12 protein-coding genes are annotated in these 13,662 nt (G+C 60.0%); 10 read left to right on the top strand and 2 right to left on the bottom strand.

All coding sequences use genetic code 11. From position 1 onward, the window contains the following. Positions 1-21: 21 nt before the first annotated feature. Positions 22-1,266 carry an MFS transporter gene (locus MTR72_RS37150; protein ID WP_341512076.1) on the top strand — a complete coding sequence of 415 codons (1,245 nt, stop codon included), beginning with the start codon at positions 22-24 and terminating at the stop codon, positions 1,264-1,266. Positions 1,267-1,441: 175 nt separating this feature from the next. Continuing rightward, entirely contained in the window at positions 1,442-2,491 is a 1,050-nt protein-coding gene (locus tag MTR72_RS37145) for an adenylate/guanylate cyclase domain-containing protein (RefSeq protein ID WP_280969720.1), read from the top strand. Positions 2,492-2,519: 28 nt separating this feature from the next. Here the strand turns inward: MTR72_RS37145 and MTR72_RS37140 are convergent, their stop codons facing one another. Together MTR72_RS37140 and MTR72_RS37135 are read right to left on the bottom strand one after the other, a co-directional pair. Next, positions 2,520-2,966 carry a thioesterase family protein gene (locus tag MTR72_RS37140; RefSeq protein WP_341512094.1) on the bottom strand — a complete coding sequence of 149 codons (447 nt, stop codon included), beginning with the start codon at positions 2,964-2,966 and terminating at the stop codon, positions 2,520-2,522. A 67-nt stretch (positions 2,967-3,033) separates the two neighbouring features. Further along, positions 3,034-3,819 (bottom strand): IclR family transcriptional regulator, encoded by a 786-nt coding sequence (locus tag MTR72_RS37135; protein ID WP_341512075.1) that lies wholly within the window; start codon positions 3,817-3,819, stop codon positions 3,034-3,036. Positions 3,820-4,057: 238 nt separating this feature from the next. On the opposite strand from MTR72_RS37135, the gene MTR72_RS37130 reads away from it, so the two are divergent. The 8 genes from MTR72_RS37130 (at position 4,058) to MTR72_RS37095 (ending at position 13,652) form a co-directional block, all read left to right on the top strand. Next, on the top strand, positions 4,058-5,209 hold the full coding sequence (locus MTR72_RS37130) for an ABC transporter substrate-binding protein (protein WP_341512074.1): 1,152 nt from the start codon (positions 4,058-4,060) through the stop codon (positions 5,207-5,209). A gap of 32 nt (positions 5,210-5,241) precedes the next feature. After that, entirely contained in the window at positions 5,242-6,117 is an 876-nt protein-coding gene (locus MTR72_RS37125) for a branched-chain amino acid ABC transporter permease (protein WP_280969724.1), read from the top strand. Between the two features lie 3 nt (positions 6,118-6,120). Further along, entirely contained in the window at positions 6,121-7,089 is a 969-nt protein-coding gene (locus MTR72_RS37120; RefSeq protein WP_280969725.1) for a branched-chain amino acid ABC transporter permease, read from the top strand. Continuing rightward, complete coding sequence (locus MTR72_RS37115; protein WP_280969726.1) at positions 7,086-7,823, top strand: ABC transporter ATP-binding protein; 738 nt, start codon at positions 7,086-7,088, stop codon at positions 7,821-7,823. The genes MTR72_RS37120 and MTR72_RS37115 overlap by 4 nt, the downstream gene beginning before the upstream one ends. Then, the gene (locus MTR72_RS37110) at positions 7,810-8,517 is read left to right on the top strand and encodes an ABC transporter ATP-binding protein (RefSeq protein WP_280970931.1); all 708 of its coding nucleotides are present in this window, start codon (positions 7,810-7,812) and stop codon (positions 8,515-8,517) included. The genes MTR72_RS37115 and MTR72_RS37110 overlap by 14 nt, the downstream gene beginning before the upstream one ends. A gap of 72 nt (positions 8,518-8,589) precedes the next feature. Then, positions 8,590-9,846 carry an aspartate aminotransferase family protein gene (locus MTR72_RS37105; RefSeq protein WP_280969727.1) on the top strand — a complete coding sequence of 419 codons (1,257 nt, stop codon included), beginning with the start codon at positions 8,590-8,592 and terminating at the stop codon, positions 9,844-9,846. Then, positions 9,843-11,546, top strand: a complete 1,704-nt coding sequence (locus tag MTR72_RS37100; RefSeq protein WP_341512073.1) for a hydantoinase B/oxoprolinase family protein — start codon at positions 9,843-9,845, stop codon at positions 11,544-11,546. Before MTR72_RS37105 ends, MTR72_RS37100 begins: the two co-directional genes overlap by 4 nt. 27 nt (positions 11,547-11,573) lie before the next feature. Further along, on the top strand, positions 11,574-13,652 hold the full coding sequence (locus MTR72_RS37095) for a hydantoinase/oxoprolinase family protein (protein ID WP_280969729.1): 2,079 nt from the start codon (positions 11,574-11,576) through the stop codon (positions 13,650-13,652). The last annotated feature ends 10 nt before the right edge of the window (positions 13,653-13,662 follow it).

Raw genomic sequence — 13,662 nt, 5'->3', positions numbered from 1 at the left:
GCAATATGAGAGGGCTTGGTGATGACTGACATGGCGAACTGCACTCCGGCGCAGACTGCACGGATCGACCAAACAGGCCCAACGCGCATTTTCCCGCTCCTGCCGCTCTATCTGCTGATTTTCATCGGCTTTTGCGGCTACTCGCTCATGATCACTTTGTTTGCACCCATGCTGATGGGAAACAATGGATTTCTGCCAGACGGCGCCACTGTCGGGCAGCGGAGCATCGTCCTTGGTCTGCTGCTTGCAATTTACCCGCTCGGTCAGTTCGTGGGATCTCCGATCCTGGGCACCTTGTCCGACCGCTACGGCCGCAGACCTGTCCTGGTCAATTCGCTCGTGGTGACCGTGCTTGGATATGTCGTCATAGCTCTCGGCATCCAATGGCGATCTCTCGTCCTGCTGGGAATGGGGTGCTTGATTGGCGGGCTGGCGGAATCGAACATCGCCATCGCGCAGAGCGCGATTTCCGACATGAGCAGTCCAGATGAGCGCCCGCGTCTGTTTGCCTGGACGTACTCCAGCTCCAGTCTCGGCTATATCGCCGGCCCGATAGTCGGCGGCCAGATGGCCCTGCATCTCGGCTGGAGCGTTCCGTTCTGGTTGATGGTACCGCTCCTTGTCACAACGCTCATTTGGCGCTTCGCCGAGACACACGCGGCTGACCCGCACGCCGATTTCAGCATGATCGCCGCGATCACAAATCTCAGCAGCATCTTTACCGATAAGCCAATCCGGCGGCTCTATCTGCTCAATTTCCTGATCTATCTTGCGCTATTCGGCTACTTCCGGATGGTGCTCGTCTATTTGGTCGATCGCTGGGATACGGGCGTCGATCAAACCACCTTGATCTATTCGGGGCTGGCTCTGATCTCGGCAATCACGAGCTTCTGCATCATGGCCCCATTGACCCGCCAGATTGGTTTGAATCGCCTCGCCATCACCGCCTGCATCGCCGCCGGGGCCGCCATGATTGCGATTACAGTGCCGTCTCAAATAGGCTCGATCTGGATCACCGGCGGTCTGACAACCATGATGGGGACGATCGCGCTTGCCGCATGCCCGACGATCCTGTCCAACGCTGTGTCCTCGGAGCGGCAAGGCCGCGTCATGGGCAACAACCAGGCACTCCAGGTGGGTGCAGAATCCCTGAGCGCCATGATCGGCGGCGCGCTGGCGGCTGTCACGATTCCGCTTCCACTGGTCGCGTTCGGGATATTCCTTATCATCTGCGGAGGCTTGTTGCTCCGGGATTTCGCGGCTTGAACCTGGCTGGTGAATGGGAGACTTTCGGCGAGGGGCGGGCGCTTGGGTATCGCGTTCGCCGACGCCGTCACGAGCGGGTAGTGTGATGACAGAGCGCGCAAATTTGACGTCAGGAGTGAGCAGGTCTTATCGCACGGATCGCATCACACATATCAGTCCTCTGATCAGGGCTTTCATGATCGTCAGCATCGTCGCTGGAGCGGTCCGGGGGCATCTTGCGGATGGTCTCGCTCATTCCGGAGCAGGCGCCCTCCGGGGCGCGTTAACAGGCGCAACTGTCTGCCTCGCCGTGTTGGCGATTGAGTTGTTCGTCTTCGAGAACGATCGTGTCAATCGTTTGCGCAAGCTGCCGTTCTCGGTCGCGATCATGCTTCGCGCCCTCGTCTACATTGCAATCATCCTAATCGCCTTGAGTATCGTGCCCGCACTGATCTCGGGCGCGCCCGTCGCGGTTCCTCGGCCCCGAGATGTGTGGCTGGCGATCGCGCTCAGCATGCTCTTCAACGCGCTGGTCGGCATCAACCAGCTCCTTGGACAAGGCGTTCTCTTCTCGTTCATCGCCGGTCGTTACCATCGGCCGAAGATTGAAGAGCGCATCGTCTTGTTTCTGGATATGGCATCGTCCACCAGCCATGCCGAGCATCTTGGTGAGCTACGCTTCCTCGATTTCCTGAACCGATTCATCGCCGATGTGACGACGCCGATTGTCAGGGAAGGAGGAGAAATTCACAAATACGTCGGCGACGAGGTGATCGCGACGTGGGCGCCCGGAAATGCGACGGCCAATATAAGGTGTGTGACGGCATGCTTTGACGCGCTCAGGACATTGGAGGAGGCGGCTGCCACATATAGCGCGGAATTTGGCGTTGTGCCGCAATTTCGCGCGGGCTTGCACATTGGACCCGTGGTGGTGGGAGAGCTCGGCCTTTTCAGGTTGGAGATTGCGCTGTTGGGGGACACGATGAATACGGCGGCGCGTATTCAAACTGCGTGTCGAGAAACGAAGCATTCCGTTCTTGTTTCACGAGACCTGATGGAGCGGATTGCTCCATTGTCTTCGAGTGTCTCGGCTCTCCCTTTGGGGCGCTTGCAACTGCGGGGGGAAACAGTCCGAATTGGAAGTCGTGGCCTTAACAAATGCACCGCCATAGCCCTGCCGGGGCCGAGAAGGCCTTCAAAACGCAGTGTAGGCACCAGAAGAGGCCGGATGGACCGAGAGCAGTAGCGTTGATTCTAACCTTTGCATCGGTCAATCAACGCGCTTTCATAGAAATGCGCCGGCCGATGCCGGACGGCGGAGTGAGGCGCTGATGAAGCTGGGCAACCGCTTGCAGTCGATCCTTGATTTCGGAAGGGAAAGCAACGACCTTGCGGGTATTGAGGTCAACGTGAAGCGACATGTTTTCCGACGTCGCGGCCAAGCTGCCATCCGAACGATAAAGTTGACGAAATGTATGCAGGCGCTTCTCGTCCGCGCCGATCAGGAATATTGCAGTGCGCACCTGATCCTTCAAGTGAACTTCCCGAAGATAGCGAATGTGGCACTCGGCCGCGAAAGTCGAGCAGCGCGTGGTCTCGATGTATCGTGGACCCAATCCCAGCGACACCCAGAATTCATCAGAAGCGCGGTCGAGAAGCACGTGATAGTAGGCCATGTTGAGATGACCATCATGGTCAATCCAACTGGGCTCCACGTGCATTTCCGAGGAAAGAAAGGGAGCGCCTCGACTAACGTCCATATTCGCAACCTGGAAAGAAATCGGGATCTCAATGGCGGGATCGAATGCTTGCTCCGAGCGAAAGCGCCTTTCCTAAGGCCGCGGCGGTGTCACGCAGGATCTGCAGGCGCTGCGGCATCTTTTTGTCCATCACCCTCTCTTGGGGGCCGCTTATTGCGACCGAATAGAGGACGCTGCCTTCCGGCAGCATGATGGGACATGCGATTGCGGCCGATCCTTCGTATATTTCTCCTACGCAGGTCGCATATCCCTGCTCGCGAACAGTCGCGAATTCTTTCTCGATCCAGCGGCGGCTCGTTTGAGAGAGGTTTGTGGGCTTTGGCAGGTCCTGTGAAAGGGCCTCGGAGATGAGCTCCTTTGACTGGTAAGCCATGATTGCCTTGCCCGAAGCCGCGGCGTTGACAGGCATCTCAAGGCCCTCTGCCACGTGCTGTATCCATTTCATGTCGGGCGCCTCGGAAACAGCTACGAAGACATGTGAGCCCACAAGGCGGGCCAGAAAGCACGCTTCGGATGTTGCCTCGGACAGAGCACGGAGATGTGGCCCCGCAAGCGATGAGAGCCAACCTTCCTCCGCGCTCGCATGAAGAACGCGCGTGACGCGTTCGCCCAATTGGTACGTCCGACCACCATCCCCCTCCTTTGCGAGATTGGATCGGACAAGGCCCTTCAGCAACCTATGAGCCGTCGCTTTGGGAAGCCCAAGGAGCGACGAAACGTCTCCAAGCGTTAGCGCCCCGGGAAACGAGGCGATGAGTTCGAGGACATCGAAGTACCGCGTGAGTGGCCCAGGAGAGGGGTCTTTTTCCGACATTCGTTGGATCGCATCAGGGTGATGAGACGGCTCAGTAGGTCAATTTTCCGCTGCTCGCAACCTCCCCATACGGTCGGAGAGGTCTTCCCGAATGCCCTCGCACTTGATCGGGTTGCAACTCCGGACCAGCCTCATCGCCGATGCGACTTGACTCCGATTCCGGCAGGATCTAGTGTTTCGTTATTCGAGATTTCGTCTCGAAAAACGAGACGATACCTGTCAAAGCGGGAACGGAGCTATGGGAATCACGCGCAAGAGCTTCCTCAAGTCGATGGCTGCGATTATCGCGGCTCCGCTCGCCGGCGTCCCGGCTCGCGCCGAGGAGGCAGATATCCTGGTTGGCGCGACCGTTCCGATGACGGGGCCCTTGTCCCTGACGGGTCTGCAGTATCTCAACTCGCTCAAGATGGCGGAGGAGGACATCAACAAGGCGGGTGGCATCCGGGGCCGCAGGATCAAGATCGTGTTCGAAGATACGCAGGGATCGAACAGCACGGCTGTAAACGCCTACGTTAAGCTGGCCCAGGAAACCAAGCCGTCATTCTTCTTTCTCTCGAGCTATTCGACCCAGAATCTTGCCGTGTCGCCCGAGGTGAAGAAAGTGCAGGTGCCGGCGATGTATGCCGGCGGCGTCGATGCAATTGCGGAGGGTGGCAACGAATGGATGTTCCGTCTTCGGCCTGCAGACAGCTTGGCTGCCTTAGGTATGGTCGATTGCGTGACGAGCGTGTTGAACGCAAAGCGGCCCGGGATTCTGTATATCCAGAATGACTTTGGCCAGGGTGGCGCGCAAGCCGCGGCCAAGGCTCTCGCGGCGCGCGGGGTGGGTATCGTCGGCTCAGAGGCTTATGGTCAGAATGACAAGGACTTCTCGGCGCAGATCGTGAATTTGCGCAACAGGAGCGCGGACGCAGTCTTGCTCTTCGGGTACCCGCAAGACATGGCGCTGGCAGTTCGGCAATACAAATCACTTGGCATGAAGGCTCCGCTCGTCGGTTCGTCCTCTCTGTATGTGACGGCCACGCTGCAATTGTTAACGGCATCTGATATCGAGAACACGTTCGGCGTGCTGGACGCCCTGGTAGATCCGTCGACAAGCCCGAGAATGAAGGACTTCGTCGACCGATATCAGGCCAAGTTCGGGACCGCCCCGGACCCCTACGGTCTCGCTTACTATGATGGCGCTTTCCTCATGGCGGACGCTATGCGCGGGGCTGGACTTGAACCTGTCGCGCTTCGGAACTGGCTCTCGGCGCAGAAGGCCTGGGACGGCATCGGTCACGTCTACAGCTACGATGACAAAGGTAATGGCGTCCACGATGTGGTGATCGTGAAGCCGAAAGCGAACAGCAAGACGCTTGAGCTGGTGAAGAAGGTCTCGATCAACTGAGCTCGGCTGCGACCGGCAGCATCGGAGGACTTGTGGCAGACTTTTTCCAGCTTGCGATCAATGGTTTCGCCATTGGCGGCGTCTATGCGCTGGCTGCCATGGGATTCGTGATCGTGTACGAGACGACCGGGGTTGTGAACTTTGCGGCCGGTCAGTTCGTGATGTTCGGAACGTTTGCAGGCGTCGCGGCTCTGGTGAATGCTCACCTGCCATGGCCCATCGCCTATGGCGTGGCGCTGCTTGCAATGGCGGCCTTCGGAATTGCGTTTTTCGCGCTCGTCTATCGCCCCCTCAGAGCTAGTCCGGCGGTAACGGTCATCATCGGTACGGTGGCTGTCAGCATCATCATGCAGAACGCGGCACTCCTGACGTTCGGCTCGTGGCCGGTGCGACTCGCGTCCCCGATCGAGGGCATGACGGTCGAGCTCGGCGGCGCGGTCATCTCTGTCCATGCCTTGATGACGGTCGGAATGACGGCTCTGCTGGTCGCATGCCTTTGGGTTCTCCTGCACCGCACCAGCTTCGGGATCGGCATGCGAGCCGTGGCGCAGGACGTTCAGGCCGCCAAGCTGATGGGGCTGAAGGTCAACAGGCTCCTCGCCATGTCATGGGTGTTGGGTGCGCTGCTCGCCGGCGCCGCCGGGCTTCTGCTCGGACCAATGTGGTTTGCCGACGTCAACATGGGTGATCCCGTCGCACTGAAGGCGTTCGCCGCGACCATCATCGGGGGCTTCGGCAGCCTGCCTGGTGCCGTGCTCGGCGGCATCTTCGTCGGACTGAGCGAGGTGCTCGGCGCAAGCTATATCTCGTCGGCCTACAAGGACCTGATCTCGTTCGGCATCATGATCGGATTCTTGTTCGTACGCCCGCAAGGGCTGTTCGGCGAAAAGATCCAGGATCGGGGCTGAGGGATGTCCATCTTTCGATCATCGGTCCTGGTCATCTGCATTCTCGCAATTGGTGGATCGCTCTCGCTGGTTCTTCCCGAATATCACCTTCGGCTCCTCAACCTCGCCGTGATCTCTGCGGTCTCTGTGGTCGGGCTTAATATCGCCTTTGGTTATACAGGCCTGATCTCGCTGGGACATGCTGCATTCGTGGGGCTCGGCGCCTACGTGCTGGCGATCCTGACCACGCGGAGCGGGGTATCGCCTTGGTTGGCGATGCCTGCGGCCATTGCCGTCGCCGTGGTGTTTGCAATGGTCATTGGGCTGCCGCTGCTGCGCTTGAAAGGACACTATCTCGCGCTCGCGACGTTAGGGCTCAACGTATCGTTCGTGATCATCACCTCGAACTGGCTCGACCTGACTGGTGGGACCAATGGTATTTCCCGCATTCCTCCCTTCGAGGTCCTGTCCTATCCGCTAACGAGTGAGCGCGGCTTCCTGTGGCTGGCCCTCCTCAGTCTTGCGATCGTGGTCCTGCTCGCATCTTTCTTGCATCATTCGCGCTACGGCCGTGCCTTGATTGCCGTGCGCGATGATGAGCTCGCCTCCGAGATGACCGGACTCGATACCCCGCGCCTGAAGCTGCTAGCCTTCACGCTCTCCGCCGCCTGTGCCGCCCTAGCGGGATGTCTGTTCGCCTGCCATGTCCGTTTCATTTCGCCGGAAGACTTCTCCTATACGAACTCAATAACCTATCTTGCGATGTTGATCGTCGGCGGAGAGAGCTCGATTGGCGGCGCAATTCTCGGGGCGGTGCTGCTTACGTTCCTGCCCGAGTGGCTGCGGTTCCTGGGCAACGCCTATCTCGCACTGTTCGGGATTTTGGTGTTCGTCGTCCTCGTGTTCCTGCCCAGCGGGATCATGGGACTGCGAAGCTTCTTCCGTCTGCCCTCGCGGGCTCCCGTTGCCAAGCCCGCGGAAGCGAAGTCATGATGATTCTCGAAGCACGCGGCATCAGCAAACGATATGGCGGGCTTGCCGCCCTGGACGATGTCGACATCACCGTCTCGCCGGGCGAATTCGTCGCGGTCATCGGGCCCAATGGCGCGGGCAAATCCACTTTGCTCAATGTCCTTACCGGGCTCGTCGTTCCAGACGCCGGCTCCGTGCTGCTTGCCAAGCGGGATATCACGCGTTTTGCGACCAACAAGCGGATCCGCTCAGGCCTTGGTCGTACGTTTCAGCATGGGCGTACGTTTCCGCGTCTGTCGGTTCTCGAGAACGTCATGGTCGGCGCGGCGATCAATCCAAACCTGGGAGAACGTGAACTACGCCGCCAGGCCATGCAAATCATCGAACAGATGGGACTGGCCGACATCGCCGATCGGTCGATCAAGACGCTGTCCTACGGGCGGCGACGGATGGTCGAGCTCGCCCGAGTTGTCGCTTGTGAACCGAAAGTGCTTCTCCTGGACGAGCCGGCCGCTGGCTTAAACTCGGCCGAAGTCGAACAGCTAATGCTACGCTTGTCGTTGCTGAGAAAGCAGCACCAACTGGCGATCGTCCTGATCGAACACAACATGGGCATGGTGATGCGGCTTGCGGAGCGCATTCTCGTGCTGAATTTCGGCTGCAAGATCGCGGAAGGAACGCCGGCCGAGGTTCAGTCCAATCCTGCTGTGCTTTCAGCCTACCTTGGTGAGGGATACGTCCATGCTCGCATGTAGCGACCTGACGATCACCCATGGTGACATCACTGCCGTCTCTGGCGTCAATATGGAAGTCCGGGCCGGCGAGACCGTCGCATTGATCGGCGCAAACGGGGCCGGCAAGACGACGTTGTTGCATGCGATCTCCGGGCTAAACAAGGTGCGCCGGGGCGACATCGCCTTTGACGGCACGTCGATTCTGAAGCTGCCGACTGATCGGCGTGTTGCGCTCGGAATTGCGCAAGCACCGGAGGGCCGGCGCATTTTTCCTGGACTGACGGTTGAGGAGAATCTCGTCGTTGCCACTGCCAGCTGGAAGGGCTGGGCCGGGTCTTGCTCGGAAGAGTTCGACCGTGTCTTCGAGCTCTTTCCCAGGCTCAAGGAGCGTCGGCGCCAGCTCGGTTGGTCGCTTTCCGGAGGCGAGCAGCAGATGCTCGCGATCGGGCGTGCGTTGATGGCACGCCCCCGCCTGCTGCTTCTGGACGAGCCGTCCCTCGGCCTTGCACCGCGGCTGGCTGAGGAGGTGTACGAGCGCGTCAAAATCATCGCGAGCGCCGGTCTTACCATCCTGGTCGTCGAACAGAACACTGTTCTGGCGCTTGCAGTGGCCGACCGCGCCTATGTGTTGGAAGCCGGAAAGATCGTGCTGCATGGTCATGCTGCCGATTTGAAGGACGATCCCCGGGTCCGGGAAGCCTATCTCGGTCGATGAGCCAAAGGAATTCGAATGTACCCTCAATCACATCGCCGGTCCGAGCAGCTTCACGAACGGGCACGGGCCCATATGCCCGGCGGCAACACGCGTTCGACGCTCTATATGAAGCCCTTTCCTGTCTACGCCGCGCGAGGGAAGGGTTGCCGGATCTGGGACGTCGATGGCAACGAGCTGATCGATTGCGGTAACAATTTCACGGCACTGATCCATGGCCACGCCCATCCGGCGTTGGTCGAAGTCGCCGCAGAGCAACTTCCATTCGGTACAGCCTTCGGAATGCCGACCGAATCGGAGATCGATCTGGCTGAGCTTCTCACTGAGCGTCTTCCAGCAGTCGAGCGGATCAGGTTCGCCAATTCAGGAACGGAGGCCGTTATGACGGCCCTCAAGGCGGCGCGAGCCTATACCGGCCGGTTCAAGATCGCGAAATGCGAAGGGGCCTATCACGGGGCCTATGATCATGCCGAGGTAAGTCTTGACACCTCGCCTGAGCAGTGGACCGCGAACGCGCCGATTTCCAAGCCTTACGCGAAAGGTACGCCGCCCTCAGTCCTGAATGACACTATCGTCATTCCTTTCAACGATACCGATGGCGCGGTCGAGCTCATTCGCGAGCACGGTCGTGAGCTGGCCTGCGTATTGATCGATCCGATGCCCAACCGCGCCGGCCTGGTACCGGCGGACCGGTCCTATCTGGAAGCCTTGCGTATGGTGACACATGAGGTCGGCGCTCTTCTGATTTTCGACGAGGTCATCACGTTCCGCCTTGGCTTTCACGGCGCACAGGGCCTCTGGGACATCGCTCCCGATCTGACGACGCTCGGCAAGATCATGGGGGGCGGATTTCCTGTTGGTGCCATCGGCGGCTCGGCCGACGTGATGTCCGTGTTCGATCCGTCGAACGGAAAGCCTGCGCTGCCTCACGCAGGGACCTTCGCCGCGAATCCAATGACGATGCGGGCCGGGCTGGTCGCGATGCAGCTGCTCGACCACGCTGCGTTCACCCGTTTGGATGTGCTTGGAAGCCAATTGCGAGACGGCATCGAATCGGCTCTCCGGCGACATCAAACGGCGGGCTATGTTACCGGCTGCGGTTCGCTGTGCAGGATCCATCTCGGCGATCGCAAAGTGCGGGACTATCGCTCGGCGTATATGAATCCGAACCAAGCAAGGCAGATGGCAGCCTTCACGTTGGCGCTTCTGAGCCGCGGAATTCTGGCGCCAGGCGGGCTGTTCGCTCTATCCACGCCGATGACGTCGAACGACGTCGACATCATCGTGCACGCGGTCGCGGATGCGATCGCTGCCACCGCAGCTACGCGATGAAGATCGTGTCTGGCGACCGTAGACCAGCGACCTCAAGGCTTCCGATGATGTCCAATGTGACAAGTAGTGTCGACCCCATTACCCGATCCGTAGTTCAGCACCGCCTCAGCTCGATCGTGACGGAGATGGGCGAAGCAATGCTTCGGACGTCCTATTCTCAAATCCTCAACTCGAGCCGCGACTTCTCCATTGCAATTTGCGACACCAAGGCGAGGCTGATCGCGCAAGCCGATCATATTCCGATCCATGTCGGCGCCTTGCCCTGGGCGACGATAGCGGTCGAGGAGAAGTTCGACGACGTCGTTCCGGGCGACGTCATACTGCTGAACGACCCCTATCACGGCGGCAGCCACCTCCAGGACATGACGATCTTCGTGCCGATCTTCGATCGCGGCCGGCGATTGTTTTGGGCGATCGTGCGGGCGCATTTCAGCGATGTCGGAGGTGCCACCTATGGCGGCTACAATCCACACGCCACGGAGATTTGGCAGGAGGGCCTGCGTGTGCCGCCTATCAAAATCTACGATGCTGGCAGGCGGCGCGACGACATCGTCGACATGTTGGCTCTCAACGTCCGCAATCCGCGCGACTTTCACGGCGATTTTTCGGCGATGATCGGCGCCGCCCATCTCGGTGAACGCCGTTTGACGCGCCTGTTCGACGAACTCGGCTCCGACGTTGTCGAGCAAGTGATCGAGATCCTTCTCGACTCTGCCGAGCAGAAAGCGCGGGACGTCGTCTCGACTTGGAAGGACGGGGTGTTCTATGGCGAGTCATTCCTGGACGACGATGGTCGTGGGAGGGAAGACATACGGATCGCGGCGAAGGTGACCAAGACGGGCTCCAACATCGAAATCGATCTCTCGGACTCTGATCCGCAGACGATGAGCTTCGTCAATTCCTCCTACGCCAATATGCAGGCCGGCGTTGTGATGGCTTTTGCTTATTTGATCGACGCCGACATACCGAAGAACGCAGGCGCGTTCCGGCCTCTCACCGTAATTGCCAAGAGAGGAACGGTCGTGTGGTCGGATCCGGGCCTGCCGGTCAGCTTTTGTACGTCACATCCGTCAAACGAGATCATCGAAGCAATCATCAAGGCCTTGTCCCAATGTTGTCCAGAACGGACGATGGCGGGTTGGAGCCGTCGCTTCCGCATCGCGATCCAGGGCGAAAATCCACGGACCGGCCGTCAGTTCATCTGGCACATGTTCCAGGCGCGCCCGGGAGGGGGAGCATCCTCCGGCGGCGATGGCTGGTCCTCGATCGGCGAATGGCATTCGGCTGGTGGCATCAAGTTCGGCAGCATCGAAGTCGCGGAGGCGCGATTTCCGCTCCACTTCCGCCATCATGAGTATCTCGCCGATTCCGGCGGTGACGGTCAGTTCCGCGGAGGCCTCGGCGTCGCACTTGAATTGGTTGTTCAAACCGAAAAGCCAGCGATGGCTAACACCGCTGGCGAGGGGGTGCGTCACGGCGCCTGCGGACTGCTCGGCGGATGTGATGGCGCCCCGCATCGTTATCGTTTGATTTCGCATGGCCGGCCGCCTCGCGCGCTGCGGACCAAGGAGGTCGGCATTGAAGTGTTGCCGGGCGACTGCCTCGAGATTCGTTCCTCCGGCGGCGGCGGATGGGGCCCCCCCGAAAGGCGCTCGGAACAAGCGCGGCAAGCTGATCGCGAACTCGGCTTTGTCAGCTAGCCCTCAGCAGAAAGCAGGTTCGAAACCATGTTGACCATCGGAATCGATGTCGGCGGCACGTTCACCGATCTCGTGGCCATCGACCAGAGCGGCCGAACAGTGTTTGCGAAGTCCCCGTCCACTCCGCAGGACCAGTCAATCGGGGTTATGGTCGGCCTCGAAGAGTTGGCGCGGAGATTGGGATCGCCGCGCGCTGAAATGCTCGGGAAGACCGAGCGCATCGTGCACGGCACGACTGTGGCAACGAACGCGCTGCTTGAGCGCAAGGGCGCCAAGGTGGCGTTGCTGACGACCGCAGGGCATCGCGACGTGATCGAGATGCGGGAGGGTTTGAAAGGCGATCGCTATGATTTGCGATCGCCGCCGCCGGCCCCGCTGGTCCCGCGCAATTTGCGCTTCGGTGTTCGGGAACGGATCGGGCCGATGGGTGAGGTGATCGTTCCCTTGGACGAAGCGTCATTGAATCAGGCGATCGAGGCTGTTCGCGTATCGGGCGCGACGTCAGTCGCAGTGTGTTTCTTGCATTCCTACAGCAATCCATCGCATGAGATCGCTGCCGCTGAGCGCTTGGCAAGGGCGTTGCCGGGTGTCAGCGTCTCGCGTTCGTCCGACGTCCTGCCGCAGATCAAGGAATACGAGCGGGTATCGACAACGATCGTCAACGCCTATGTGAGTCCGGCTGTTCGCCACTATCTGAAGGGCCTGGAGCAGCGGTTGGGGGAGGCCGGCTTCGCCGGCAGCCTCTTCATCATTCTCTCCCACGGCGGCGTGGCGCCGGTCGAAGAGGCGGCGCGGCTCGCGGCCGCTACCGTGCTGTCGGGTCCGGCTGGCGGCGTGTCGGGAAGTAAGCGGTGCGCTGAACTGCTGGGCCTGCCCAATCTCGTGCCGTTCGACATGGGAGGGACCAGCACGGATATTTCGCTAATCGCCGACGGTCGCGCCACTCTGTCGGCCGACGGAGGTCTCGCCGATCAGCGGATTGCCCTGCGCAGCCTCGACATTGCGAGCATTGCCGCCGGGGGCGGATCGATCGCCAGCGTCGATGCCACGGGCTCGTTCCGCGTCGGTCCGGAAAGCGCAGGGTCGGTGCCCGGACCTGCGTGTTATGGCAATGGCGGCCAGGCTCCGACGGTGACTGATGCCAACCTGATCCTCGGCTATCTCGACGCCACCACTTTCATGGGCGGCCGCCGTCCTCTCGATCAGGACGCTGCGGAGGCCGCACTTGATCGGCTGGCAGTCAAGCTCGGCCTAAGTCGGGAGAAGACCGCGGCAGGTATCTTCCGGCTGGTCAATTTGAAGATGGCTGATGGCATCCGGCTCATGACGCTTAGACGTGGCGTCGATCCGCGGCGATTTGCGCTCCTCAGCTTTGGTGGTGCCGCCGGGATCCATGCGGTGGAGGTGGCGCGAGAGCTGGAGATCAAGCGCATCATCATTCCGACCGAAGCTTCAGTTCTTTCCGCCTGGGGCATGCTCACCAGTGATCTGCGGTATGAGGTGAGCCAGACCTACTACAGGACAGGTAAAGCGTCGTCGCACACGCAAGTCCGCGATATGTTCGTGAGATTGCAGAAGCAGGCCTTGGACCGTTTGCGCGCATGGTTCAGCGGACCGATCGAGATCGAGAAATCCGCAGAGATGCGTTACGGCGAGCAGGTGTTCGAGGTTGACGTTCCGTTGTCGGACGTGGATCTGGACGCCGCAGATCTAAGCGAGCAGATCGAACACCGCTTTCACCACGCCCACAAAGATCTGTACACGTATTCGCTGCCCGATGAGGAAGTTGTTCTCGTCAACGGCAGAGTCGCGGCCGTTGGTATGGTTGCACGGACAAAGAAGTCGATACCTGCCGTATCGTCGAACTCCTTGGTGACAGCTCGCAAGCGCAAGGCCTATTTCGGCGAGTGGAGGAACGTCGACGTTTATGCCGCCGAAAAGCTCCAGCCCGGTGACTTCATAGAAGGGCCCGCGATCGTCGAGGCGGAAACGACCACGGTGATCCTCAATGGAGGTGACCAGCTCGCAGTCGACGAGCGCGGCTGGCTGGACATAAAGGTTGCGACCGCAACGCACGCTCAGCCAGAGCTCGTACTCTCTGCCTGATCAAGAAGAA

This window comes from Bradyrhizobium sp. ISRA442 (genome assembly GCF_038085055.1).
GTDB lineage: Bacteria > Pseudomonadota > Alphaproteobacteria > Rhizobiales > Xanthobacteraceae > Bradyrhizobium.
Note: the sequence above shows the minus strand (reverse complement) of the source record. Positions and strands in the feature narration are given on the sequence as shown.

Excerpts from the sequence above, each read along its gene's own strand:
- MTR72_RS37150 (WP_341512076.1), top strand. The coding sequence starts at position 22 with ATGACTGACATGGCGAACTGCACTCCGGCGCAGACTGCACGGATCGAC.
- MTR72_RS37145 (WP_280969720.1), top strand. The coding sequence starts at position 1,442 with ATGATCGTCAGCATCGTCGCTGGAGCGGTCCGGGGGCATCTTGCGGAT.
- MTR72_RS37140 (WP_341512094.1), bottom strand. The coding sequence starts at position 2,966 with ATGCACGTGGAGCCCAGTTGGATTGACCATGATGGTCATCTCAACATG.
- MTR72_RS37135 (WP_341512075.1), bottom strand. The coding sequence starts at position 3,819 with ATGTCGGAAAAAGACCCCTCTCCTGGGCCACTCACGCGGTACTTCGAT.
- MTR72_RS37130 (WP_341512074.1), top strand. The coding sequence starts at position 4,058 with ATGGGAATCACGCGCAAGAGCTTCCTCAAGTCGATGGCTGCGATTATC.
- MTR72_RS37120 (WP_280969725.1), top strand. The coding sequence starts at position 6,121 with ATGTCCATCTTTCGATCATCGGTCCTGGTCATCTGCATTCTCGCAATT.
- MTR72_RS37115 (WP_280969726.1), top strand. The coding sequence starts at position 7,086 with ATGATGATTCTCGAAGCACGCGGCATCAGCAAACGATATGGCGGGCTT.
- MTR72_RS37110 (WP_280970931.1), top strand. The coding sequence starts at position 7,810 with ATGCTCGCATGTAGCGACCTGACGATCACCCATGGTGACATCACTGCC.
- MTR72_RS37105 (WP_280969727.1), top strand. The coding sequence starts at position 8,590 with ATGCCCGGCGGCAACACGCGTTCGACGCTCTATATGAAGCCCTTTCCT.
- MTR72_RS37100 (WP_341512073.1), top strand. The coding sequence starts at position 9,843 with ATGAAGATCGTGTCTGGCGACCGTAGACCAGCGACCTCAAGGCTTCCG.
- MTR72_RS37095 (WP_280969729.1), top strand. The coding sequence starts at position 11,574 with ATGTTGACCATCGGAATCGATGTCGGCGGCACGTTCACCGATCTCGTG.